Origin of the sequence: Blastopirellula sediminis (genome assembly GCF_020966755.1) — a bacterium.
Taxonomy (GTDB): Bacteria; Planctomycetota; Planctomycetia; order Pirellulales; family Pirellulaceae; genus Blastopirellula; species Blastopirellula sediminis.
In genome coordinates this window covers 248,575-273,270 of record NZ_JAJKFT010000002.1, presented here as the reverse complement: position 1 = coordinate 273,270, position 24,696 = coordinate 248,575, and the positions used below count along the sequence as shown (strand labels likewise).

Below are 24,696 nucleotides of genomic sequence, written 5' to 3'. Positions count from 1 at the left end.
TATGGCGGCTGATCAAGAATCACAGACAGCCCAGTCGACCGACACGATCGTCGTATGGGGCAATACGAACGTGGGAAAGACTACCCTGCTGGCGACTGCGCTTTATCACGAGTCGACCAAGAGTAGTCTCAATAAGTACATTGATTTCCGAGAGTCGATGACGCGAGAGCGCGGTTATCCCAGCGTGTTTTCGCACCACTGGGGGACGATCTCAAAAAGCCGACCAACGCAGTCTACCAGCGGTTTCGTCGACTGCGAATTGGTCTTGGAGAACGGTCAAGGCGTGGTGACGCTGATCGATGGATACGGAGGGCGTATGTTGGAAGACAATACTCCCCACGTTCGCAATCGCATTATTGAAGCCCGCGGCGTCCTGTTTATCGTTCCATGGACGCGAGAAATGGAGCAAGATTTCGACGACTTCGCCGCAATCTCAAAGTACTGGCATTCGCTTGACCATTCGACGCAACGCGTCGGCATCGTATTTACGAAATGCGAGCAATACCTTGACGTCAAAGACCCGGCATGGAACTTTGCGCCGGGGTGGTGGCGCGATCGTCCGCTGCCGATGGCGCGGGAGTTGCCCATGATTCTGGAAAGCGCGGGGCCAGCGGTTTGGCCTACGTCGGTCTTTGGGTTTGACGAGATCGGGCAGCCCAACTGTATACTGGATGAATTCGGGCAATTGGTTCCGCTGCACATCAAGCCTCGAAACGTTAGTCAGCCTTTGGAATGGATGCTGGAGGGGTTGACGAATGCGTATTGAGTTTCGCACGGCGGCGGATTACGGAAAGCTGGGTGGACGCGGGGAACACCGCTGGCAGGATCAAGCCGGTGAATTGATTCCCCCTTCGGTTCGCGCCGACGCCGAACAGTTGACGATGATTTGCGGCGAAATCGAACGAACTTCGGTCGTCCTGAAGCGATTTGGCGACGCCTGGTGGGTGCTGCGGGCTCAACTCGAAACGGCGACCGATTCGACTGGCCGCGCCCATTTCACGGCGACTGTCGCGCAGATCAGCACAGCCTTGCAGTCGGCCGACTTTCCGACGCTGCTTGAAGTCGTGCGAGCCCAACGCCCTAACGCCGCCGGTTTCCTCCAGGGAATCGAAACCGAATTGTCGTTTTCGGAAGTAGTCGCTCCCGATGTTTGGAGGGCCATTTTTCAGATTTGGTTTCAGGGCGGATCCGCCTCCGTCTCAAGCCTGGAACGAGCGGTCGCAGTTCTTGTGCGAGCTGGTCTGGAGAACGTCGATTGGATAGCAGTCTTCGGCGGCAAATCGCCGCGGCGAGTCTACGAAGGGACTAGTCTGGTTGTCGCCCATACGGTGCCTTCCGGTGAGCCTGCCGAGTCGCCTCCATTACTGAACCAATTCTTGCAACTCGTCGCTCAGGCAAACGGCGAATCTCAGGGCAGGCTCCTAGCCAGGGTCGCCCCATGCGATCGACCAGCAGCGCTCCGCTTGTTGAGCGGCGAAAAACCTACGATGACGGAACTGGCACAGTTTTCCTGGCAGTCTCGAAGCACGCTTCTTGAGTCGCCGGCCTTGGTTCCGGTTCTGATTCAAACCATTCCTGAAACGCAGTGGGGGACGTGGCTGCTATCTCCCGCGTTCCGCATCGAACAGCTGCGTTTTCTTTCGCAGTCGCAGGTGCTCCAGTTTGAGCGGTCCATCGTGCAACGTCTGGCCTCGCAGGTCGATGGGAGTTTCGCGACCGTCCGAACGCTGGCCGAGGTATTGCCGGAAACGCTGAATTATGACCGATTGAAGATGCTGGTCCCGCTTGAGTGTCGACAGTCGCTCGAGGCGCTCGAGCGAAAATCGGGCGACGCGAACGCAGCCCCTCTTGATCAAATGCTGCGCGAACTCCCTGGCGAGATGACCTCACAGGTTATTCCCACGACGGTTCTTGCCTGCGGCACCAGGTGCGGAAGCTCTGCGGCCCGCTCTGCGTTAGGCAAAAGGCTGGTCGAGGATGGACTCGCTTTAGAAACCGTGCGCTACTTGTTCGGCGAAGGGACTGTGGAACGGAACGCTCCGCAGCTACGTCAACGTCTGGCCGTCGCGGCTTTCCCTGCATTTCAAATCGATCGGATCCTGGAGGGCTTTCTGCAGTCGCAAGCCGGCGACCGCTCTTACTGGTCGGCGGCGATTCGCGAGGGACTTTCGTGTGGCGAGATTTCGCCGCACGAACTTTTGGAATTGGCGGTTCGCCGGCGCTCGTATGAATTGGCCTCCTTATGCAATCTACAGCTGGCGCAATTCTTGAAGAGGGATGAACAGTCGCTGTCGTTGCCGCCGCCGCAATGGCATCCGGCGTTTGATTCGCTTATCCGTGAGGACCTGCGGGAATTGATGGCGGATGATGGCGCCGAGCCGTCCGGTCTGCAAGGCAATGTTTTTCAGCGGCTCGGGCCCGATCCATATTCGGCGGATCTTCTCGCCTGGCGAGAAGAGCTTTTCAATTGGCTCCAGCGGAGACAGGATGATGACGAAATGGCCAACTTGGTGACCCGGATGCGTAACTTTTTTTCTCGATCCAAGTCGGAACCGCTCCCTCCACGAAAATTGGGACTGTTCCGTCGAATGACGTCACGCGGTGAAGTTCTCGCCCAAATCGCCGTATGGTCGACCGTCGCCCCAAACCCGGACAGCCTTCGATCCCTAACGTTACTCTGCAACAGTCCTCGACTAAGTCAGCTTGAGCAGATCTGGCTGCGCAGTCTGTTGCTGGAGTGGGGCGAAGTCGGCCCGCTTCCCGACAGTTTCGCCGCGGCGGATTTGGCGACCATTCTCACCATTCGCAACGTTGATCCAATGAGCGTATTGCGGCTCTGCCTCCGGCGCGAGGCTTCCCGCAACACGCCGGCGCTGCTGGAAGCGTTGCTCGACAAGCTCCGCATCAGCCTTCCTCCCCCGACTCCCCTCCCGGCGCATATTGTCCAGCAGCATCGCGATTGGATCGCGCGACTGCGGGAGCTGCCGGGCTGGCACGATATTGTAATTGATTCGACTACTAATTTCTCCGATTCCCAGACAGCTCCCTATGCCGCTAACGCCCGTTGAGTATGACGCCATCTGGCAGGTCGTCTACCCGCAAGATCGCTGCGTCGTCGTCGATCTGCGCGAGTCGCAGCCGACGTATCGGCTCGTCGGATTCCTGCCGCATTGCCGCGATGGTGTTTACAGCGATGCCTGTTCAGACCCGTTATCGGCTCCGATGACCGACTGGAAGCACGTTTGCCTGATGCGGGAACGCGATGAACTGTCTGGAGAATACATGGCCTACTACGCAAGTCTGGCCGAAAAGCTAGGAGAGGGAAACTGTATCGCCCTCCGCCATACGGCAGCCGGAATCGTACCGATTGACCCGCCTCAGGAGGCGCCGCCGCGCCGTCCAGGACCGCGGCGAGCCGAGATCGTTGTGAACGGAGTGGAGACGGTCGAATGTGTAGATCTGTTGCCGGTTACGCTCAGCTTTCAATTGGTCCAGGAACACCAGAACTACTTTCGCGCATCGGTGGAAGACGTCTCTGATAGCGAAACTTGTTTTCAGGTCGCCGGCACGTTCGGACAACTAGCGCAAGTCCGTTTGGTGCCGGACTTACGCGATGGAAATCGCTTGAAGCTTCTTCCCGTGAGGTTCGTCGACGCGATTCAGAAGGTCGACCCCGAAAAACCCCGCTTTCCCCGAAAGATTGCCTTGATCTTTGATCGGACATGTCCGTCGTCGTGCGAATGGGACTCGGCATATTTCCTCGTGCGCGGACTTGGTAAGGCAATCCAGGAAGAAGAGGAAGCGATCATGTCGGAAGATCGTTTAGAACGATCTTCCGATGACCGCAGCTCGACGAATCAGGATCAAGTTGCGGCATTGAACGCGGAGATTCGCGAAGGCTTGGCGGCTGCGTTTCGGTTAACGCCCATGGAACGCTGCCAAATTCGCCTGTACGCTTTCGCTGATAAGGAAGGGGGGGGACTCGATTTTCCGGAATTATTCGACAGGCCGGCTCGCGAAACTTTTTGCGTCGGAACTTTGTCGAACGAAGAAGCGATACATCGCATGCAAACGAGCAGCTTCTGGTATTCGCCGGGACTTGACGTCTGGGATCCGCTCGACGGGGCGATTCGGCTCGCACTAGACAATATGCGGCAAGATAAGAACTTCTACCCGGTGATCATCGTGGGGAATTCCCCGCCGCGAATGCCGGAGAGTCTGAACAACCCTTTCAAGCGGATCCGACGCGAACCTCACTTCGTTTCGACATCGGGGGCGACTTCCAGCACCTTCGAGTGGGACGTCGATTTCTTGCAAGAGCAGGGAGCTAAGATCATTTACTTGTTTCTGCGCGGACATGTTACGACGAACAAGGTCTCATCGTACGACAACTTTCTCCATCTGCAACAGTTGCTCAGCGATGCGTTACGCGAGTATTTTCCGGTCATTGACGCCGAAGCGAACCATGTCGGCGTGCAGGGCGGATTCCAGCGGGCGATGTCGCTGCTAGCCGAGCCCAGTTATCTCCGAATCCAAATTGGTGAGGACGACAATGCCCATTGATCCTCAGCAGTCCGCTCTGCTTTTCGAAAAATGGAAGCAGGCGTTGTCCGAAGGGGTCAACGCCTTGTTGGAAGAGTGGACTCGCTACGTCCTCCAGGAGGATCGCTCCGCCGATGATCCTGGGGAGAAAGCGTTCAACATGCACATCTTCTGGAAGTTGGCGGGATCTGCAAACGTTTCCTTTCCAACGCTGCTAACGTCGCTCAAAAAGACGGATGGGCGCCGCCAGGACCTTTTGCAGTACTCTCCCGCTGTCGTCAATAAGCTTCGAGAGCTGGAAAACCTACGACATCGCCTGATGCAGACCGCGCACCAGAACGGCGAGATTCTCGAAGCCTTGAACCAAAAGGCGAGACTTCTGGCGCAGCGAGACGCCCTGGTTCAGCGAGGGGTACTAATTGAAACCGAAATCGAGATGCTGAGAGCCGTCATGGAGGGAACGAAATGAACGAAGAGAAAGCGATATTGCAGCAATGGGTGGAATCGCTGCAACGTTCATTTCGCGAGGCCGAAGCGGAGAAACTGGCCGACTTAGAGGCGCGAATCGCCGATTTGCAGCGACAATTAGCGGCGGTGGAGCAAGGCCCGGAGCTGGGACGCGAGATCTCCGATCTTCAAGACGAAGTGATGCGTTTGGAGAAAGACGTCAGTCAGCTCGAAACGGAGCGAGATCAACACCAGCATAACGCGGAGCAGCTTTGCCAACGGCTGACGGCCGAATGTCGTCAGCTAGTAGTTTGCAATCACGGCCAGACGTTTCGCGACGCGATGGCGGAGCTTGCCGAATTGACGGGCGTCGCACAGCGCGAGCTAGAAACGATGCCGCTTGTCGTATTTGAGGAATTGTTGGAATTTCACCGCCCCCAATTCGAAGGTGTTCGAAGCGATATGCGGAACGACCTCGAACGAGTCCTGCGTTCGATTGAACGTCAAGGCAGCGCGGACACTCGTAGAGAAGCGACCAAAATTCTCGAGCAAATTGCTCAGGCTGATCAAGTTCGACAAGAATTGCTATACGATCTCCAGCGACATGGCGTCCGAGACGACGTCATCCAGGCGATTCAAGACCGACCCGATCTTAACGCCTTCCGAATAGTAATCTCCCAGATGAAAAAGGACGCGACTCTGGAGCTGGATTGGCATCTTTGTGATCCCTGGGAAAACTGGAACGTCAAGTCCAAATAGCGAGCAACTCATGGACGCTATGTCGTCAAATGTTCTCGCATGGCGTCGCCTGCTGGAACGCTATGCCGCGTTAGCCGATGCCGAATCGCTTTCGGCCACGGAACAGATTCATATGCTGCGTTTGCTTCGAGCGGATCTTACTGCCTATTTAGAGGAATGCGCTCAGCGAGGCGAGGCTTCCTTCCAGGCGGAAATGCCGGAAGTCAAATTGCGGTTACGAGAAGGAATTCTTTCCGTCGGCGACTTGCTCGATTCTTCTGATGGGGGTGTTGATCCCCGAATTGCAAAAGTCGCTAAGTCCTTCGCTGGGCAGCCTCTTTCGCTCACTACCCGCAATGAGTTTCGGTCCAAAATCGAGATGGAAGCCGAAGAAGCGCTGAAAGCGGTCGACGAGCTGGAGAGAAATAGAACGATTCGGCTACGCAAAGAAGAGGTCAACGAAATGCTCGTGGAGTTTCGAGACTTAATGGCGGTTCTCAACCGACGATTTCGGCTGCCGCCTGATTCGCCCGGAGAGGAACCTGACGCGTCTCCCGAGCCGCTTTCCTAGAAAGACGGAGATTCTTTCGCCAAATTGTGAAATCTTTTCGCCTTTTCCGAGTGATGTTGCGTTTCCCAGAAAAGACAAGCCTATTTCACGTCGAGTTTTCCCAAGGAGAGATTCCATGAGTTGGAAGGTGGACGGCGTTTATTATCACGACTGGGCTGAGTATCAGCAAGCGCTGAGATTGCGTGACCAGCGACTAGTGCGGGCTCACCTCGACACGCTGCAACGCGACTTTTCGCGCCAGCAAGAGGCGATTCGCCGCACTGAGCAGGAGCTCCGGCAGGCGAACAACAACTACCAGCGACAAGTTCAGCTCAACGCCCAGCTTGCGGAGCAGATTGCCGAGCAAGAGGGAACCTTGCGCGTCTTGGGCAATGCACAACAGGCGATGGCCCGAGAAGTGGAGGAGGAATTCTCCCGCGTTCGCGATTGCCTGACCTCGACGCAGCGGGACGTCGCCGAGCTCGACCAGTTCGTGCAGCAGGAAAAAGAGGAAGTGCAGCGACAGTTCGGCGAATTGGAGTCGGACCTTGTCGCCGGGTTGGCCGAAGCCCGCGAATCGCAAAATCAACTGGAAGCGGAATTACGGAAGTCCATTCGCGAGGTTGACGACAAACTGGACGCCGAGATCCAGTCTCGGATCGCCAAAGACCAGGACCAGCTTGCGCAAGCCAACGTTTTCATCGAGTTCATCGAGGAAATGTTCGCGGGTCTGCAAAAACAGGCCCATCAAATTGGCGAAACTCCGGCGCTTGATCGCTTGCAGTTGGACCTTGCCAGTGCGCGTCGCATGGTCCAGGAAGGAGCGGCGTCGGCGGCGTATGCAACGGCACAAGCGGCCCTTTCGGAGGCGAAAACTGCGCAGCACGCGTTCACTCGCAAGGCTACCGAAATTCAGTGCTTGCGGCAGAGTACGGAAGCGCGGATCGCTCGCCTCCGCAAGGCGATTTCCGATCCGTTGGTGAGCAAGTATTTTGCGGTCGAAGCCGCGAAGGTTCAGCGGTTTCTGCAGGATCTCGATGCCGACTTGGTACGCTCTTTTCAGCGGGCGGCGACGCTGGAGGTTGATCGGAGCTATTTCGATCGGCAACTTGAAAGCATCGATGCCGGAGTCGCAAAGATGGTCGCCCTGACTCCGATGGCCGATTCGGAGTATCAGACCCGCGACGATCATATCCTGGAGATGATCCGCGAATTGCGACAGCCGTCTGCTCTGGGGACGCTGTTGAGCGCTCCCAAGGATGAATTGGCCGACCCGAACGATCCGAAGTCGGCGAAGATTGTGACCCTCGAGTTCCAGTCAGGACGCGTGCAAATCACCTTTCCGCTCGATCGTACGGAGGGGTTTTCCATGGATGGCTTCGGCCATTCTTCGGATCGTGAGTGCGGTCAGGCGTTCCTGCCGGTGCAACGCTTTCTCCAGCGTTTCCCAATGACCCGCAGCGCTTGCGGCGCGGCTCGCCGCATACCGACGGTCAGCGGCGGCTACCTGCAAAACCGGCTCAACTCGATCCGCCGCGATCTTCGCCACCTGCAAGATTAAGGGAATGTTATGTCACACAGCTCTCGAGCGCTGAATGAGCTCCGCAAAGTGGTGAACGAATCGGGCGGATCGCTCCACTGCTGCGTCGGCAGCGAACCACCCTACTATGTTGGTCTGCGTCAAAAGCCGGCCAAGACGTTGCTTGAAGCGATACTGGCCGCCATTGGTTCGAGTCCCACGTATCGTCAAGTGATCGTGGGAACGGCCCGTGGCGAGCATCTGCCGCGAGAAATCATGCTAAACGACACGATGCGGATCGGTTCGGTGCCGTTGTTCTGGTATTACCGCGGACAAAAACTGTCGAACGCGCCTCAGGGTTCGAACGGCGGAAGTCCTCGCGGGGATAATCAACAGCTTCGTTACGCCGAAGAGCTCGCCATCTCGCAGAATGAGGCGGGCCGACGGATCATTGACGAGCGCCAAGAGGCTTCCTGGGGCCTTCATGCGGGCTGGCTGATCGACCAATTGACGAGTCTGAACGAATCCGCCGCCGGCGTTGGACGAACTCTATTCATCATCGACCTTGAACTGTTAATGCCGGATACCCAGCAATTGAGCAGTTTGTTTCAGGAATCGATGCGGGACACGTCGCATTCTAAACAAGCGACGACGCAGAATCTGCAAGATGAATTTGATCAACTCTTCGATCAGATTCGAAACGCGCGAAACGATCTGGTTTACTTTACCTGGCGCAAGGAAACTCCCCAATTGCTGAAATCGGGGGATTTGATCCGTTCCGTCGCCCGCAAGTATATGCGAATCCAAGATCAACGATTTCAACACCTCGACGACGAGCACTTTGGAAAGATCGATGCATTTTCACCGACTTTCCCATTGCTCAGGATCGATGCTCTCACCAGCTCTCTGTTTTGTACGCTGGAAAAGGATATTGCATTTCCCGGCGCCTATACCGCCTTTCAGCCTGAACTGGGCGAAAAGTCACTTTGCGACGTCATTCGAAAAGACGTGCCGCAGCGTAAAGTATCGGTCCGAGACGAACTTGACGAGCTGATCGGATTGAAAAGCGTTAAGCAGCAATTTTACGAGTGGTGCAGCGTTGCTCAAGCGAATCGTGATCGCGAGGCGTTGGGAATTCGTTTGGAGTATCACTTCAATTGCGTCATGGAGGGCAATCCGGGGACCGGAAAGACGGAAGTGTCGAAACTGGTCGGCAAGTTGCTGGCCGAACAAGGTCTGTTAAGCGGCACCCAATTCACGGAGGTTACTTCCAAAGATTTGATTGGCGAGTACGTCGGACAAACTCGCATTAAGACCAATGAAGTGGTGGAGAAGGCGCTGGGTGGAGTTCTCTTCATCGATGAGGCCTACGATCTTGTGCCGCGGCACGGGAATGACTTCGCCGTTGAATGCGTCACGACGCTACTGAAGTGGCTGGATGAACATCCCCGCGATATCGCCTTCGTCATCGCGGGATACGAAAAGGATATTGAAACGTTTCTAGACTCAAACGCAGGCTTGCGGCGAAGATTTCCGCAAACCTTCAAATTCGAGGATTATGATGATGACCAACTGACCCAGATCGTCAAGGCGATGATGCGGAAAATGCAGCAAGTGTTGGACGGTGAATGCGATGCGATCATCAAGAAGCGACTAACGGAGATTCGTTCCTATCGGCGTCGGCAGAATCAGTCCTTCGGCAATGCCGGGGAAGCAAGAATCCTAATTCAGATGGCATGCATCGCCCGTGACGTGCGAACCGCCGACCTGGATGGCACTTGGGAAAATCGTGTAATGTTAACGGCCGACGATTTCGCGAACGCAAAGTTGTTTCCTACCCCATAGGAGCCTGAAATGACCTACATTCGCCTTGGGCACGGCTTGTCGCGACTTCACCCGAATCTACACAATGGACCGGGATTACGCCTGTGCATATGGACCCAGGGGTGCGTTCATCGTTGCACGCAGCAATGTTTGAATCCACACTATCTGGATCCGGAAGGAGGCTTTCGCTATCGAACCGAAGAGGTGGTCGCCGCGATCCTGGAAGTCGCCAAGACTGCGCCGCGATTAGAGGGGATCACGGTTTTGGGAGGCGAGCCGTTCGAACAGCCAAGTCCGGTCGCCGACATCTGTCAGGCCACTCGCGCAACGGGGTTGTCGACGATGGTGTACTCCGGCCATACGTTGACTCATTTGCGGCGCCAGGCGGATAGCAAGATCGACCGCCTGTTGGATGCGACCGATCTACTCGTCGACGGTCCATTTCTGCCGGAGTTGCGCGATGAACGACTCGCTTGGCGTGGTTCGACGAATCAGCGACTGAACTGTCTGACCGAACGTTATGAGGAGGCGTCTCTCGCAGCGGCGTTCGTTCGGCAGGGGAAGGGTTTCTCCGTTGTGATCAATGGCGATGGAATCTCGCTGAGCGGATTCCAATCGCGCGAGATCGCCAAGCTGGCGGAAGACTTCGTCGACGAGACGACTTCATCCAATCTCTTGTAGAATCGATTTTACCCCTCCATCAATTGAGGCTCCGCTCGTCTCATGTCATCCCCTTTTGTCGACCGCGAAGCGCTTGCCGACTCTCTGGCCGTTTACCCATGGATTCCTCCGATCATCCGTGAAGAAATAGGCAAGCTCCCCTGGGAAGACGCAAGTCGCGATGCGATCAGCCGGTACCTGAAAATAACGGAAGATGTTCTGGACCGTCTCGTTCGCCGACTCAGCGACGGATCGGCGGAGATGGCCAGCGTCATCGAACGATTCGCGCAACCAGGTGTGCTCGATAAGGAACTAGCGCGATATCCGGCTGAGACCTTCGCTGAGTCTGGGCTGTTGCTGTTGCAAGCCGACTTGAACGTTACGTACGAGCGAGTCGTCCTCAACTGCGCGTTTTCCGCTTATTGGCAAGCGATGGGCTCGCTGTCGACTGGACATATTGCGGATCTGGAAGCCCGTATCGGTACAGTCGCCGATCTCTCCGTAATTCTGCATTCACTTGGAGATTGGCGAGAAGCACTTTTGCTTGCGCTCGACGTGCTTGGGTTTTCCCGCGATGACGGCTTGCCATCTCCAGAAGCGATGTTGTGGAGACTCAAAGAGACAATGGCCGATGAGCGAACGTTTCCCGCTTGCTTGTTTCTTAAGGAATTTGCCAAGAGTCTTACGCTTGGCGGCTATCATCTCCACGCGCGCGCGGCCTTGATGTTTCGGCTACGAATTGAAACTCCGTTTCCAAGCCCCGAGCAATTTCGGCAGATTGTAACGCAGCAGGTCGATCGTCTCCTTCGCCTGGAGAGTTTCCGCGACTCGGATCCATTTCACGAGTTTATCGTTCATTCGTTGGTAAGGAACCACGTCGAAATCGTGGGAGCGTTGCGGGAAAATGAAATATTTCTATCTCGGATCGCTGCTGACGACGAATTCCCGCTCCTCGGCTCACACTTTATCGTCGACTGCATGATTGGGGCGTCGGGCGGTCAAATTCCCTGGGCGTCGCTAGACTTTCTTTCCAGTCGGAACCTGAACTACGGTCTCGCACTGACACTCGTTTGGGTCGAAACGCTCTTTGAGCGCGGAGAGGCCGAGGCGATGCAGCGCCAGGTAATCGAACAGTTTCAGTCGACGCTCCGCATGTGGGAAGGAGACTTCTGGCACGCCGGCGAACCGCGGGGGATCTTGCTTCTGCTCGCCGGTTTCGTGACGGGAAGCATGCTGCAAGTCGAGGTGGACATCCACGCTAATCAGAAGCTTCTTCAACAGCTTAGCGTCGACGACTGGACGTTCATCGGGACGATGTTTGCGAACGCCAATTCGCCGCATGACGTGCAGATCTCCCGGTTCTCGGCGGCGATGTTGGCCAGGACGCTCCTCGTAGACGGTTTCTCCAAAGAGGCGCTAGAGTTGCTCGTCGCCGCCTACGACTTCGAGAATTTGAAGGGCGCCGATCTGCGTGAAAGGTGTCGCATGGTCCTGCATAACTGCGGCGCCCAAAGCATCAGTTCGAACGCCGAAGCGGTCGGTTTCGGGCTTCTGTTGTTCTTGCTGGCGAACGAGTGTTACATCGACCGAGCCGAGGAGTTAGCCCACGCCTTCTTCGGAAGCGAGGATGACTATGAATGGACGCCGCAACGACTCGTGAGGCTTCGCGAATTGGCTCCCGACGTACTCCCCATCTTGCTCGGGGGACTCATTCGAACGGCCTCTCTTGGAAAAATTCATTACCAGGTTCGCCAAGTCGCTCAATGGTCGCTTCAACTTCCTGATTTTGTCGAGAGCAGCGACGAGGAGTTACGGGACGCTATCTGCCCCCGCATTTCAGCAGAACAAGAGCCGCTCGCTCGCATCGTCGTATTCGACTCGCTTGTCGGCATCGCCGAATGCGTCGGAAATGAGTATGGCGGTGCGTATGCGATGCGAGTCTTAGAGATCATGCTAGAGTTTTGGGGGGTGCCGGTCGTCGAAGTATGCGACCGGATTCGGAACTGCTCTGTGGAGGAATTCATTACGATCCGAATTGGCGTCATAATGATGAGCAACTTCGTCACACAGCAAAACTCGGAGCGCTTTCTTGCGCTAAGCCAGGCGATGCTTGAACGCCAATTTGGCCCCAATACCGGATGGCCGATGTTAATCGAGCTGGTTGACGATCCTCCGTCGCCCGCATACATGGACTGGGTTTGGAGAAATGGCGTGATCGCTTTCATAGCCGTCTACCTACGATCTCTCCGTGAGAACGGCCTGAGAGATTTTGCGACTCGTCAGCTTGAAGAATGCGATGAGAAGCATGTTTCCACGGTGTTCGGTTACTCGACGTACAGCCACCCGATCAGCATGACGCTGGCGATCGAGATCAGCTACTTGCTGACGCCGCTGGAGTATTCAACGGCGTACAGAATTCACACGTCGATCATTCAATGCTTGCGAGAACATTTCACCTACTTTCAAGCCGATGCGCACGTCGACTACGATCGCTTGTTGGCGGCGCAACACTCGACGAAGATTCGTACCGGCTTGGTCGCGTTGGGAAACGGTTTTGTGCGTCATGATCCGGACAACCATGATCTGCGCATCTGGAATTTGCTGGTCGAAAGCGAGTTCTCGCAGCGGACGCTTGTGACGAGACAACGTTTTGGATCCATGATTGCGGAAATTCCCAACGCGGCGGACTTGCCTCGACTCACTCCCCGCGCCGCCGTTCGAGATCTGGGCTTCGCACACCGCGAACAATCACGCCGGCGGATGTCGGAGCGGGTTATTCCCATGGAGCAGCCGCAAACGCGTTTGAATCGCGTAAAGCAACCTCGCACCGAGTGGGAGCCATATGCAACGAAGCAGGCCACTACGGAAGAAATCTCGCTGCTTAACCCGGTTGCGTCCCCGGAAGGCATTGCGCGTTGGCTAAAGCCCGACGAGATGTTGCTGCGTATGGGGTTCGACATGGAAGGACATCTTGTTTGGACTCTGTTTCGCCTGGTCGAAAAGAAGGTCGTCGTGGCGGCTTGTGATCAAGGGGAATGCGATGACGCGATCAGCGACGCCATCTCTGCCATCTTGTCTGATTTCGATTGCGTCGTAAATACGATCTGGGACTGTTACGAGTTGTTGCGTCGCTCGCCCAATCTAGACGCCCGACATGCTGGCGACGTGAAATCGCTGCAATTCGACCAGGACAAGTTGGCGACCGATCATTGGGAATCGGTTCTCGCCCGGATCGTCAGGCGGCTCGCCAACCTTCCGCGACTGCGCGATGCGGCGATCGCTGAGTTCGGCCAGATCGAATCGTGGGACACGGCGATTCGCCAACCGAATTGGAAAGCCTGGTGGGACGATAAGCTGGTTTTGTACGAACGATACAATGCGTACTTCGCCGGTCGCGTGGCGCTTCGCGAGACTCCCAGTCGCGTGGAAACCGTGCTGAACGATGCGACGGAGCTTTTCCTTGGCGAAATTTCGTCTCTATTGCCGGTCGCGGATATCGTTTCCGCGCTCGACCGCGATTTGCATCTCGTGATTTGGGGCGATGACATTTTACTCGGCGTTCCTCTCTCGTTTTTGACGGTTCGCCACGACGACGGGTCGACGGCGTTTCTATTTGAGTATAGTCAATCGGTCCGTACGATCGTCTCTCCGCTGCTGGACGAATGGATGTACGAAAAGGACATGGGACGCCCCCCACGAAGACGGCCGATTGCGGCGACCGCTGCATGGTTGGACTCACCGTTCGGCGATCCGGATGATGGGCTGAACGCGGATGAAATCAACGACGCCGATCGCCTTGCGGAAATGTTCGACGACATCTTCATCGACGTCTTGGAGCCGCGTGAATACTTCGAGTGGCGTACGCTCTCGCATCGGGAGGTCACGCACGATGCGATTGCGCGAACGCTTTCCGAAATCGGCGAAAGGCCGGTCGCCTTGCTTGCGATTTGCGGTCACGGTCATGACCAGCCGCAGGGGATGATTATGGGGGACGGCGTCTGGGACGGCTCCACCGTTTGGAAGCGGATATCGGAATCGCCGCCGGTCTGGAAACGGCGAGCCGCTTGTCAACTCGCGGAAGTCGATTTGATTTTGCAGTTGAGCTGCTCGATCGGGCGGCTTCGCCAGACGGGGGTCCAGGATGTCAACGGCTTTTGTGTTGAACTTTTCTGTAATCGCGCGCGTTCCGTCGTCGCAGGGCGTTGGCCGCTGCATGGTGCCGAAAGCGTGCAATTGGCCGGGTGGATTGCGGAACATTACTTCGATGGATATCCACGCTCGGCGATTGACGAAGCGATCTGGCTAGGAACCCGGCCTCGAGCATCAGCGATCGCCGCCGTCCGTCGACGTTGGGCCGAACAGCATCGGGCGGTTCGCGCTGATGACGTCGACTTGCCGGTTGGCATCAACACGATGGCCAACCTTGATTTGTACGGCCTCGGCTGATTGAAGTGCGGCCGCGACGGCTTTTGCAAACGTTCGGCTAACGTTTGCGAGGCTCGATTCTCGGGTCGAACCACTTTTCAATCTGATCTTCGCGATACCTTATTTTGGCTCTTGAGATTCTCAATTCAGCCATGATTTCAGTAACGGTGTACCCTTGGAGCTTCATATTGAGAATCTGCGCGTTGAGGCCATTGTAAACGCGATTCTTCAATTCCAAGAGTTCCGCTTGAGACAGCTTCAAGTCCGCAGCGATCTCCTCGTGACTCTTCACGCTCGCTTTCACCGCTTCAGCGAGTTCGCACCGCAGTAGAAACTCCGCGATCTCTATCCGAATAATTCGTTCGCCCGAAGAGTTCGATTTGGTCGTTGCGTCGGTATTGGCCACGTCGACGCCTTTCTCAATCGGAATGCGATCGTGTCGAATCTCGCGACGCTGGATTCCGACCAAATACCTGGCGATCGTACGTCGGGTCCAGGCAATCGACTTGTCGCCCGAACTGTACTTGCACTTTCCCGCAACAATTTTCATGTTGGCATGTACCACTGATTCGATCGCATAAGCTTCAGCCAAACTCGAGCTGAAGAATGTCTTGCGAGACATTTTAGCCGCGCGAAGAGTCCAATAGGCTTGGAAGGCGATCGTCGGCCGCTCTTCAGCCTTTATCAGCCGCTCGAACGACTCTGGGCTCTCGTGCGGAAAGGGAACATCGTCATTGGAATTCGTCATGTTAGGACTCCTGGCCAAAGGCGATACGAAGGGCGATGGTCAAATTGGGATGCGACGACAGGTATTGTCGCTCGCTAGCGTCAATGCTTAGTGCGTAACTATCTCCTTCGCGGCGAAACGGCAGCGACGAGAACTGCTGTCCGGCCAGCCAGACGGCGGCCTGAGCGGGAGTCAAATTGGGAAGATCACGGGCTTCAACGTCTCGAACAGTTATGTGTTCGAACGCGCCATTTCCATCGGCCAACTCCTCGGGAAGCGCTACCAGAGCGGCCAGCAGAAGACCATTCTCTTCCTCTTCTTCCATAATGACCGCGATCGGCGATTCTTCGCCGAATTGCACCATCGCCACATGCGATCCCTCCTCGTTGGGAAGTGCATTCGTCGCGACGTTCAGCGCCGCTTCGTCCCAATCGACTCCCACGACATACGATCCGGTCGACGTCGCTCTCTTGCCTTCTGACATCGCGCCTCGCAGCGCCATGTCATAGTTTTCGGCGCCTTGATGTTCGCTGATTGGCTCCTGTTCGGCGGGATGATTGCTTTTGGGGCCGCTGAAGTCGATATGTTGTTCGAACATTCTGCGACCGCTTGGCTTGCGTTCAACGATGATCAGATCGAGGATTTCGCCTCTTTTGAGCTCCGCGAAGGTGAGCTGTAGATCGGCGACCGTTGTATGACCCGTTTCGTAAAGCACTGCTGAAAGACTGGCCTCAAAGCGATTGCGGCGCCCCTGACCGAGAAACGACAACCGGCAGGCGTCGCCTAGCTTCGTCAGTTCGGCGATCGCCTGCGGGGAAGGCGCCTCCACCGCTGGGTAAATGCGGCAATCAAGCGCGGTCGCAGGCTTGCCATCGGGACGTGCGGTAAGCTTTCCCGACGCCCGCTGAATGTCGTGCAGGAAATGCTGGATTGGAGAGACTTCAGAATCCGCATCCTGCGATTTCCGATCCTGCTCCGAATTTTCGTTCATCGACCGACTCCCAAATTGGATGTTTGAAATGGTGTGCTTTTGCAAAACCCCAGGGCACTGTTTCTAGAAACGCTTATCAGTGCCCTATTGGCTAAGAATCTCAAAAGATTGATCAAGAAAGCGTAAACTTCTTTTGTTTCACGACTTGCGTCCACATCGGCCGACGTTTAACGGCTGCTTGGACATTTTTTCTGCGTAATACGGATTCGGATCGAAGCGTCCGGCGAAAATCCGATCCTTCAAGTAGTTGATCTTCCGACAGACCAGCGAATTGTGCCCCTCGAGTTGTAAGAACTGTTCCTCGGCGGACATGTGCATCAGCGAATGGGCGTCGATATCAATCACCTCGGCCAGTTCGCGGGCCATTAGCTTCGAGCGGATTCCAAACACCTGCAAACTGCTGTTGTCGATCAGCGTTCGCCAACTGTCGGGATAGCACGCCTGGATTTGTTGAAGACTTTGCCAGAACGTCCACACCCTTCCCCCGAACGAGCGGCAAAGCGTAATCGCCGTCTGCAGTAGGGGAAATTTTCCCAAGGCGGCCGTTTCGTCAATCAGCAACAACGTTCGCAACCGCGGGATCGTGGTGCGGCTGAAAATGATTTTCAACAGGGTACCGACCCAGAGCAGAATCAACGAAGCATGGCTCACCATTCGATCGGGAGGAATTACAAGATAGATGGTCATCGGCTTGCCGTTGCGAAAGTCCTGAATCGAGAAGCTCGACTCCCCCATCGCCGCCATGACGCGAGGTGCGATCAAAGGCGCGACGAACGACTGGCTGGTCGCCAGCACGGACGGGCGCGTCTCTCGTTCCGGCATGTTCAAAAACGATGCGAATTGTTGATACGCGAACTTCGGAATTCGCGACTCTTGCGTATCGAGTCGAACAGCCACGTCATAGGCGACGTCGCGGCCGTAAAGCATCTCGACCAAACGGGCGAAATTGCATTTCTCGGGTGCTTCGAGCGCGAAGATGTAGGTAAGCATCCCCGCTATCAAAGACGTTCCAGTGATCGACCAAAACGGGTCTTTCGAGAACCCTTTGTCGGTCGCCAGAAGACTGGCCAAAACTTGAGAGTCAGTTTCGACGTCAAAGTTCGGGCAATGTCGAACGTCCGTGAAATTGAAACGATCGCTCGGCTGATCGCTTCCGGCGAATGGGCGTAGAACGATCACCTGTTGACCCATCTCTTTGCGATAGCGATGCGTGGTGTCGTACAGTTCGCCCTTCGTATCGAGCGCAACAATTGAGCCTGGATAAGAAAGTAATGTTGGAATCGCCGCACTAACCGCCTTTCCTGCGCCGGTAGCGGCAATTGTCGCCAAGTGATGACCGGAATACCAAATCGGCCGTTTTTGAACGCGATACTTCACGTCCTTGAAAAAGCCGATCTGCCGCTTGGGTGGTCGTTTCTCCGTCCATCCCAGCAAAATCGAATCTGGGATCGGCATCGAGTGCAGTCTAGGACGCTTCGGGCCTCGCATCGAATCGCTCCTTCATTGTAGTGGAATTCAAGGCTGCTATGCCCTTAAGAACGTTCAGTTCACGCTACGATGGAGCAGGATATTAGCCATTGCCAACGAATTTTCTTCTTTACGACACGTCTTCTTCACTTTGCACCCTCTTATCCACCTGACCAGCCTCAAATTCCTGTACCACCCGTTATGAAGTTAAGGCCTGGGTAAGCTCGCTGGGCTGCTGGAGCAGCGGCGTAGGCGTAGCCGGTACGGGAGCTGCCCAGCGAGCTGCGAACTCGGCCGGGGTTACGTACCCCACCGAACTGTGCGGTCGATTCTCGTTGTAGTCCTCTTTCCATTGCCGGGTCAGTCGCTGAGCCGACGCCAGACTCTCGAAGATCTCCATCGCCAAGATCTCATCGCGAACGCGGCTGTGAAAGCTCTTGGCGTAGCCGTTCTGCCAGGGGCTCCCTGGTTCAACGTACATCGTTTCGATCTCCAGCAGCTTCAACCATCGCTGAATCTCCTTCGCCACGAACTCCGGTCCGTTGTCGCTCTGGATCCGATGATGCGCGCCGCGCATCGCGAACAGCTCGGCCAGCGTGTCGATGACGTTTTTCGCTCGTCACGCTCCAATCGACCTTCAGCGTCAGGCACTCGCGAGTGAACTCGTCGACGATTGACAGCCATTTCAACGTTACGCCTCGTTCGGTGATATCGAAAATGAAATCCCAGCACCAGACGTCGTTCGGGCGTTCCGCCTTGCGGCGATCGCAACCGTTCTCGCTCGTCCCGGCATTCCGTCGTTTTCGCTTCTTTTGCGGCACTTTCAGCCCTTCCCGGCGCCATAGCCGATATACACTATGGTTCTACCTGGGGATCCCCTAGCCACGAAGACAGTCGGATAGGCCAGACGATGATGCCGGAAAATCCAGATTTAACGGTTAATAATTCAGCGGCGACATCGCAGCAGTCGTCCGCAGGTACGGGCCAATCAAACGGACGAATTCCAAATTCCAACAACGACCGCGAAAGCGAAGTCTCTTGGTTCGAGTGGGTCCTATTTGGCGCTTCTAGCGAACAGCGAACCATTCGCAAAAACGCGTCGAACCTTGTTAAGCAACTGAATCAATTCGCCGATCGGCTCACAAACGCCAAGAGCGACGCGGACGCCGCAATTCGAAACGCGATTGGTCGTTTTCGTGACGAAAACTACAAGGCGATGCTCAAGGAGATGCCGGTCGACCGACTGAAGGATGTCGCCACGTCGATTCGAGTTGGGATCCTTAAGCAGCACGGCTACCGCTACATCGTCGATTTGGTTGGCGTTTCCTCCGCGCGCTTGCAGCAACTTTCCGGAATCGGCCCAGCGACCGCCCCTCAAATCGTTCGGGCCGTTCAACAAATCTGCGAATCGCTCCGACGCCAGTCGTTCGTGATACCGCTTCCTGACGACGTCGAGATCTCGCATTCTGCTATCCTGCGCGCTGCTTACACGAGGATTCGTTGTCGAGGGATCAGCCGAGATCAAATCGAGGCTTTGCGTGCAGCGGCAAGCTTTTTGCGAGGTTCGATAAACGACGTGAAGGCGGCGGGCCCCATTTGGGCTCGCTTGATTCAACGGACGGCTACGCTGCCGAAAGTTGCCGCAGCATTCGAACGCTTGAATGTGATGGTCGGGCATGATGAATATCGCATCGTGCTCAATGAAGCGGCCCAATCGGTACAGCGACTTGAACCACCGCTCGATTGGGACGCGCTCCGTAACGAATACCGTGATCGATTTGCCGAGTATTCCGCGGTCCTCGAGGCTGGACTTGAGGGACGTCATGTTGATGACGCCACGTCTGCTCCTGCGCAACAAGGCCGACATGGGAGCGTCCCAGCGCAAATCGCAGAACGAGTCGAAGCCGTCGTGCTGTCGCTTGATTCTCTCGACGTCGACTTGCGTGGATACCAGGAGTTCGGTGCAAAGTACCTTGTTCATCAAAAAAGGACGGTGCTGGGCGACGAAATGGGCTTGGGAAAAACAATTCAGGCGTTGGCGGCGATGACGCACCTGCACAACGTCGAAGACGCCAACTGGTTCATGGTCGTTTGCCCGGCCAGTATCATCGGGAACTGGTCACGTGAGATCGAAAAGCGATCGAAATTCTCGGCGAGAATCCTGCACGGCGCTCAACGGCAGGATCAATTGCATCGTTGGATGACTTCAGGGGGCGTCGCTGTGACTTCCTTTGAGACGTTGCGAGCGATGATCGACCAGATAAATATGCCGATTCACTTGCTGATCGCGGACGAAGCCCACTATCTCAAGAACCGGGCAACCAAACGTAACGCCAATATTCGCCAACTTGCGCAGCTAAGCGACCGGATTGCCCTGATGACCGGTACCGCACTTGAAAATCATCCCAAGGAGTTTGCGGAACTAGTAAGAATCTGCGATCACCAATTGGGCTCTAACCTGGCTAACGCGGTCACAAACAGCTTAGGCCTGCCAGGCATGGCCCGACGGTTCGAGACGCTAGTTGCGCCGGCCTATCTGCGACGGAACCAAACCGACGTATTACGAGAACTGCCGGAGTGTATAGAAATCGAAGAGTGGATCACGCTAAGCGATCCAGAATTGCGTCACTACGCCAATCAAGTCCACTCCAGAAATGCGATGGCAATGCGCCAAGCGGCTAATGGAGGCGCCGGCGGGAACGCGAAACTAGAGCGTCTAAGCGAACTGGTTGATGAATACCGTGACGCTGGCCGAAAGCTGGTGATCTTCTCGTTCTTTCGAAATACTTTGGACGCGATTGGGGATTTGCTCGGTGCGCATCATCGTATTGACGGAAGCGTCCCTGCGATTCGCCGATCGGCGATCATTGACCAGTTCACGAACGCCAAGGGCTTCGCCGCAATGGTTTGCCAGATCGAAGCTGGGGGCGTTGGGATCAATCTTCAATCGGCATCCGTCGTAGTTCTCTTTGAGCCGCAATACAAACCGACGACGGAGTGGCAGGCGATTAAGCGAGCCCATCGAATGGGGCAGACAAACCGGGTCATCGTTCATCGCTTTCTAGCACGAGAAACAATCGACGAAAGCTTGCGTCAGCTCGTCGCGAAAAAGGCGGCGATATTTGACGACTATGCTCGGAACAGTGCCGTCAAAGACGCTAGTCCTGCGGCCGTGGATACCAGCGAGACCCAAATCACCCAACAATTGGTCGAAATGGAACTGCGAAGGATTGGGGCAGCATAAGCGAACCATTTCGTCCATGTTGTCGTGCGCGACTAACAACGTTTCTCTTGTTAGCGGGGAAACGAAGATTTCACCCGCGGGTGAAATCTGGAATTTCTGGTCCTTCGATCTCTAATTACGTAATTAGAAACGGGGTCCATTTGCCTGTCGCTCTCCTAAATGGAATCTCAATCAGAAGGACGGCTTCTACCGGGCGTTTTCCAGCGTGTCGCATAAGAAGTTCAAGGCGTTACAAACGGTACGAGCGGGTGTGGCCTGCTATCAAAAACCTGATCCATCCGTTATGAAGTCCTGAGGCCGCTTTTTGCAAGGAGACTTTTGGATGACGACGAAGAGACGCAGGCGACATTCTCCCGAGCAGATCGTGCGGAAGCTGCGCGACGCCGACGCGATGCTCAATGCCGGCAAGGACGAAGCGGCAGTGCTGCAGGCCTTGGAGATCAGCCAGTCGACGTACGAGCGTTGGCGGAATCAGTATGGCGGAATGAAGTCGGAAGAGGCGAAACGACTGAAGCAGTTGGAAGACGAGAACAAGCGACTCAAACGGTTGGTCGCCGACCAGGCTCTCGACATTCAGATGCTGAAGCATATTTCGGAGGGAAACTGGTAAGCCCTTCTCGCAAGCGGGCGGCGGTGCGACAAATTCGGCGTTTCGCAGCGACGAGCTTGCGCCGCGCTCGGCCAGCCGCGTAGCACGCAACGTTACGACGCAAAACCGCGTAACGACGAAGCGGCTTTGGCGAAGCGAATGCGCGAGCTGGCGGCGAGTCGTCCGCGGTGGGGCTATCGCCGTATCGCCTGGCAGTTGCGGCGCGAAGGCTTTCGCGTCAGCGACACGCGGGCCTATCGGCTATGGCGCCGGGAAGGGCTGAAAGTGCCGCAAAAGAAGCGAAAACGACGGAATGCCGGGACGAGCGAGAACGGTTGCGATCGCCGCAAGGCGGAACGCCCGAACGACGTCTGGTGCTGGGATTTCATTTTCGATATCACCGAACGAGGCGTAACGTTGAAATGGCTGTCAATCGTCGACGAGTTCACTCGCGAGTGCCTGACGCTGAAGGTCGATTGGAGCGTGACGAGCGAAAAACGTCATCGACACGCTGGCCGAACTGTTCGCGATGCGCGGCGCGCCTCGGCGGATCCGGAGCGACAACGGACCGGAGTTCGTGGCGAAGGAGATTCAGCGCTGATTGAAGCTGCTGGAGATCGAAACGATGTACGTTGAACCAGGGAGCTCCTGGGAGAAAGGCTATGCCGAGAGCTTTCACAGCCGCGTTCGCGATAAGTTCTTGGCGATGGAGATCTTCGAGAGTCTGGCGTCGGCTCAGCGACTGACCCGGCAATGGAAAGAGGACTACAACGAGAACCGGCCGCACAGCTCGCTGGGTTACGTAACCCCGGCCGAGTTCGCGGCTCGCTGGGCAGCTTCCGCATCGGCTCCGGCTACGCCTACGCCGCTGCTTCAGCAGCCCAGCGATCTTACCCAGGCCTTAACTTCATAACGGGTGGTACAGGAATTTGAGGCTGGTCAAATTCTCGCGGAAAACTGGTCGCCAGCATCGTTGCGAGACAACGATTCCGGCGCTGGTCGCAGCGATCGAGTCGTTGAAGCGGCCGCGACAAGTGACCTTCGAAGAGGGACCGCTCGCCGGATGGCTGGCGCGGAACTTACGTCCCTATGCCGATCAGTTGCTCGTCTGCGATCCGCGCCGTAACGCTTATGTCGCCAAAGAGGGAGACAAAGACGATCCGATTGACGCCCAGCGGCTCGCCCAACTTCTGCGCGGCGGATTTCTCAAGGAAGTGCATCAGGTCGACTCGATCGTTCGCTGCTGAAACAGCATGTCGCCTTTTATCACGATCGTGTTCGAGAACGGGTTCGTCAGGGACATCAGCTCACGGCGCTGCTGCGACGTCAGGGCGTCTTCGCAACCATCAGCGCCGTAACCGATCCGGAGCGGCGGCATGAGCTTTGGAAAGAACTGCCGCGCCGTCAGGTCTTGCACGAAGATCTCCACTGCGTGCTGGAAGTATATGAATTGCTTCTGGTTCAAGAGGAGAAGTTGCGAGCACGCTTGATTCAAATGGCCCGGAAAGAGTCGCCGATTCGCCGCTTCTTGGAGACGCCAGGCGTTGGGCCAATTTGGGCGGCGACCTTTTACGCTTACATCGATACGCCAAGTCGCTTCCGCAGTAAGTCGGCCCTCTGGCGATACTGCGGACTTGGCTTAGAGCGTCGGCGGAGCGGCAACGGTCCGCAGCAAGTACGACTCGCCAAGGGAGGAAATCGTCCGCTGAAAAACGTCTTAATCGGCGCCGCGAGAACGGCGATCGCCCAGACCGGCAGTCCTTTGGCCGATAGATATGAAATCTGGACGCAACAGAAAGGAATGAATTCGAAGATCGCTCGTCGCAACGTCGCGCGCAGCATCGCCGCTACGCTGTGGAGCATGTGGAAACATGAAGAGAATTACGATCCGGTCAAAGCAAGTCGCATCGAACCTTCGTCGTCGCTTGAGATACGTTAACTACGCAAACTGAGCGTGCGGCGGAGTTCCCCGGGTGCCCCTGAACTTCGAGTTCCTGCCAGTGAATGAACCCGCCGCACTTTTGTTAATCATGGAGACGCTCCGAAATCCGCATAGATCTCAAAACAGAGAGAGTCTCGCATAGGTGCCTGGGCGAACCTTGAAGCCCCTGACCAACAAGCGGACGAAAGCGAATCAACGTGCCAGCGAAACCGACGACAAGTTCAACGACGAAGCAAGACCACAGGATCCACCGTTAACCTACGAGCCCCTTCCCCTGCAAAAAAGAGAAGAAGAGGGAAGGCCTGGACGAGGTACGCCTTGACAGGGGAATTCCTATAGGTGGCACCCGAAAAAGAATGGCTGCTTGTGCTACGCCGCCGATGAGTTTATTCAATGGCCGCCTCCTGACGCTCTTCGGGGGCCACCCTGCCGAATTCGTCCGCTACTCCTGCCGCCCCCTTGGATTCACGCCTGTTGTCGCGGCGGTTGGATGATCATGACCAGTCTCAATCTGCTTGCGCCTGCGAACGCAATCTTCGCAATGGTCCACGGAGAGATGCGTTGCCTCACCCCACGCTGGCGAATCAACTACGAATGGAATGGCGTAGAAGGCTGCTTGCGAAATCTGCGCTTCCGACTCACGCGTCCGTGAAACCGAAACGACATCCTTGCGTATTGGAACTTCGACGCTACGTAGCGGTTTAAGGTGGATATGGCACACATGAAATGCCGCTACGACTTCTTCAAACGTCAACGACTTGAACTCAGGATTGGCATTCGTAAACGAATTCCAACGTTCCTCTTGTGCATAAGTTAAACGGCCGCTCTCTCGCGATTTCGTATTGCAGGTTTGAATAAACTTGCGGAACGCAACATCATTGCCTAAAAAGACACGAAAGAGTTCCCTTATGGATTGCCAGTTTGCTGCTGGATCGTTCATTATCTTATCTCGCCTCAATCAGAACTCAATTCCGGGGAATGGAATGCTCCCCAAATCCTGATCCATTCGTTATGAAAGATCCAGTGCCAAT

Annotated in this window: 20 protein-coding genes and 1 pseudogene; 14 read left to right on the top strand and 7 right to left on the bottom strand. The window is 55.9% G+C overall.

Going from position 1 to position 24,696, the window contains the following annotated elements:
• The first annotated feature begins 1 nt into the window (after position 1).
• The 10 genes from LOC68_RS01725 (at position 2) to LOC68_RS01680 (ending at position 14,726) form a co-directional block, all read left to right on the top strand.
• A complete protein-coding gene (locus LOC68_RS01725; protein ID WP_230214931.1) occupies positions 2-766 on the top strand; it encodes a hypothetical protein in 765 nt (254 codons plus the stop codon).
• Complete coding sequence (locus LOC68_RS01720; protein ID WP_230214929.1) at positions 756-3,068, top strand: hypothetical protein; 2,313 nt, start codon at positions 756-758, stop codon at positions 3,066-3,068. Before LOC68_RS01725 ends, LOC68_RS01720 begins: the two co-directional genes overlap by 11 nt.
• Positions 3,049-4,563 (top strand): hypothetical protein, encoded by a 1,515-nt coding sequence (locus tag LOC68_RS01715; RefSeq protein WP_230214927.1) that lies wholly within the window; start codon positions 3,049-3,051, stop codon positions 4,561-4,563. Before LOC68_RS01720 ends, LOC68_RS01715 begins: the two co-directional genes overlap by 20 nt.
• On the top strand, positions 4,553-5,011 hold the full coding sequence (locus LOC68_RS01710; protein ID WP_230214925.1) for a hypothetical protein: 459 nt from the start codon (positions 4,553-4,555) through the stop codon (positions 5,009-5,011). Before LOC68_RS01715 ends, LOC68_RS01710 begins: the two co-directional genes overlap by 11 nt.
• Positions 5,008-5,748 carry a hypothetical protein gene (locus LOC68_RS01705; protein ID WP_230214923.1) on the top strand — a complete coding sequence of 247 codons (741 nt, stop codon included), beginning with the start codon at positions 5,008-5,010 and terminating at the stop codon, positions 5,746-5,748. The genes LOC68_RS01710 and LOC68_RS01705 overlap by 4 nt, the downstream gene beginning before the upstream one ends.
• Before the next feature lie 10 nt (positions 5,749-5,758).
• Positions 5,759-6,298, top strand: coding sequence for a hypothetical protein (locus LOC68_RS01700; protein ID WP_230214921.1), 540 nt, complete (start codon positions 5,759-5,761; stop codon positions 6,296-6,298).
• 115 nt (positions 6,299-6,413) lie between these two features.
• The gene (locus LOC68_RS01695) at positions 6,414-7,838 is read left to right on the top strand and encodes a hypothetical protein (protein WP_230214920.1); all 1,425 of its coding nucleotides are present in this window, start codon (positions 6,414-6,416) and stop codon (positions 7,836-7,838) included.
• Positions 7,839-7,889: 51 nt separating this feature from the next.
• On the top strand, positions 7,890-9,641 hold the full coding sequence (locus LOC68_RS28470; RefSeq protein ID WP_230214919.1) for an AAA family ATPase: 1,752 nt from the start codon (positions 7,890-7,892) through the stop codon (positions 9,639-9,641).
• Between the two features lie 9 nt (positions 9,642-9,650).
• Positions 9,651-10,301: a 4Fe-4S single cluster domain-containing protein gene (locus tag LOC68_RS01685; RefSeq protein ID WP_230214918.1), complete on the top strand. Its 651-nt coding sequence runs from the start codon at positions 9,651-9,653 to the stop codon at positions 10,299-10,301.
• Between the two features lie 42 nt (positions 10,302-10,343).
• A complete protein-coding gene (locus LOC68_RS01680; RefSeq protein WP_230214917.1) occupies positions 10,344-14,726 on the top strand; it encodes a hypothetical protein in 4,383 nt (1,460 codons plus the stop codon).
• Positions 14,727-14,763: 37 nt separating this feature from the next.
• Here the strand turns inward: LOC68_RS01680 and LOC68_RS01675 are convergent, their stop codons facing one another.
• The 5 genes from LOC68_RS01675 to LOC68_RS01655 form a co-directional block, all read right to left on the bottom strand.
• Positions 14,764-15,453, bottom strand: coding sequence for a hypothetical protein (locus tag LOC68_RS01675; RefSeq protein WP_230214916.1), 690 nt, complete (start codon positions 15,451-15,453; stop codon positions 14,764-14,766).
• A gap of 1 nt (position 15,454) precedes the next feature.
• On the bottom strand, positions 15,455-16,423 hold the full coding sequence (locus tag LOC68_RS01670; RefSeq protein WP_230214915.1) for a hypothetical protein: 969 nt from the start codon (positions 16,421-16,423) through the stop codon (positions 15,455-15,457).
• A gap of 138 nt (positions 16,424-16,561) precedes the next feature.
• Positions 16,562-17,911, bottom strand: coding sequence for a type IV secretory system conjugative DNA transfer family protein (locus LOC68_RS01665; protein WP_230214914.1), 1,350 nt, complete (start codon positions 17,909-17,911; stop codon positions 16,562-16,564).
• A gap of 178 nt (positions 17,912-18,089) precedes the next feature.
• Positions 18,090-18,494 (bottom strand): integrase core domain-containing protein, encoded by a 405-nt coding sequence (locus tag LOC68_RS01660; protein ID WP_390623334.1) that lies wholly within the window; start codon positions 18,492-18,494, stop codon positions 18,090-18,092.
• Between the two features lie 450 nt (positions 18,495-18,944).
• Complete coding sequence (locus tag LOC68_RS01655; protein WP_230214910.1) at positions 18,945-19,355, bottom strand: hypothetical protein; 411 nt, start codon at positions 19,353-19,355, stop codon at positions 18,945-18,947.
• Positions 19,356-19,799: 444 nt separating this feature from the next.
• Between LOC68_RS01655 and LOC68_RS01650 the strand changes: the two genes are divergently transcribed.
• The 3 genes and pseudogenes from LOC68_RS01650 to LOC68_RS01630 all read left to right on the top strand — a co-directional run bounded on the left by LOC68_RS01650 (position 19,800) and on the right by LOC68_RS01630 (position 22,970).
• Positions 19,800-21,134 (top strand): DEAD/DEAH box helicase, encoded by a 1,335-nt coding sequence (locus LOC68_RS01650; RefSeq protein WP_230214908.1) that lies wholly within the window; start codon positions 19,800-19,802, stop codon positions 21,132-21,134.
• A 322-nt stretch (positions 21,135-21,456) separates the two neighbouring features.
• Positions 21,457-22,636, top strand: a pseudogene (locus LOC68_RS28715) (IS3 family transposase).
• A gap of 103 nt (positions 22,637-22,739) precedes the next feature.
• Positions 22,740-22,970, top strand: coding sequence for a hypothetical protein (locus LOC68_RS01630; protein WP_230214899.1), 231 nt, complete (start codon positions 22,740-22,742; stop codon positions 22,968-22,970).
• Here the strand turns inward: LOC68_RS01630 and LOC68_RS01625 are convergent.
• Positions 22,943-23,140: a hypothetical protein gene (locus tag LOC68_RS01625; protein ID WP_230214898.1), complete on the bottom strand. Its 198-nt coding sequence runs from the start codon at positions 23,138-23,140 to the stop codon at positions 22,943-22,945. The genes LOC68_RS01630 and LOC68_RS01625 overlap by 28 nt on opposite strands.
• 15 nt (positions 23,141-23,155) lie before the next feature.
• Between LOC68_RS01625 and LOC68_RS01620 the strand changes: the two genes are divergently transcribed.
• Positions 23,156-23,662 carry a transposase gene (locus tag LOC68_RS01620; RefSeq protein ID WP_230214897.1) on the top strand — a complete coding sequence of 169 codons (507 nt, stop codon included), beginning with the start codon at positions 23,156-23,158 and terminating at the stop codon, positions 23,660-23,662.
• A gap of 445 nt (positions 23,663-24,107) precedes the next feature.
• Here LOC68_RS01620 and LOC68_RS01615 read toward each other — a convergent pair whose 3' ends face one another.
• Positions 24,108-24,605, bottom strand: coding sequence for a hypothetical protein (locus LOC68_RS01615; protein WP_230214896.1), 498 nt, complete (start codon positions 24,603-24,605; stop codon positions 24,108-24,110).
• Positions 24,606-24,696 lie beyond the last annotated feature (91 nt).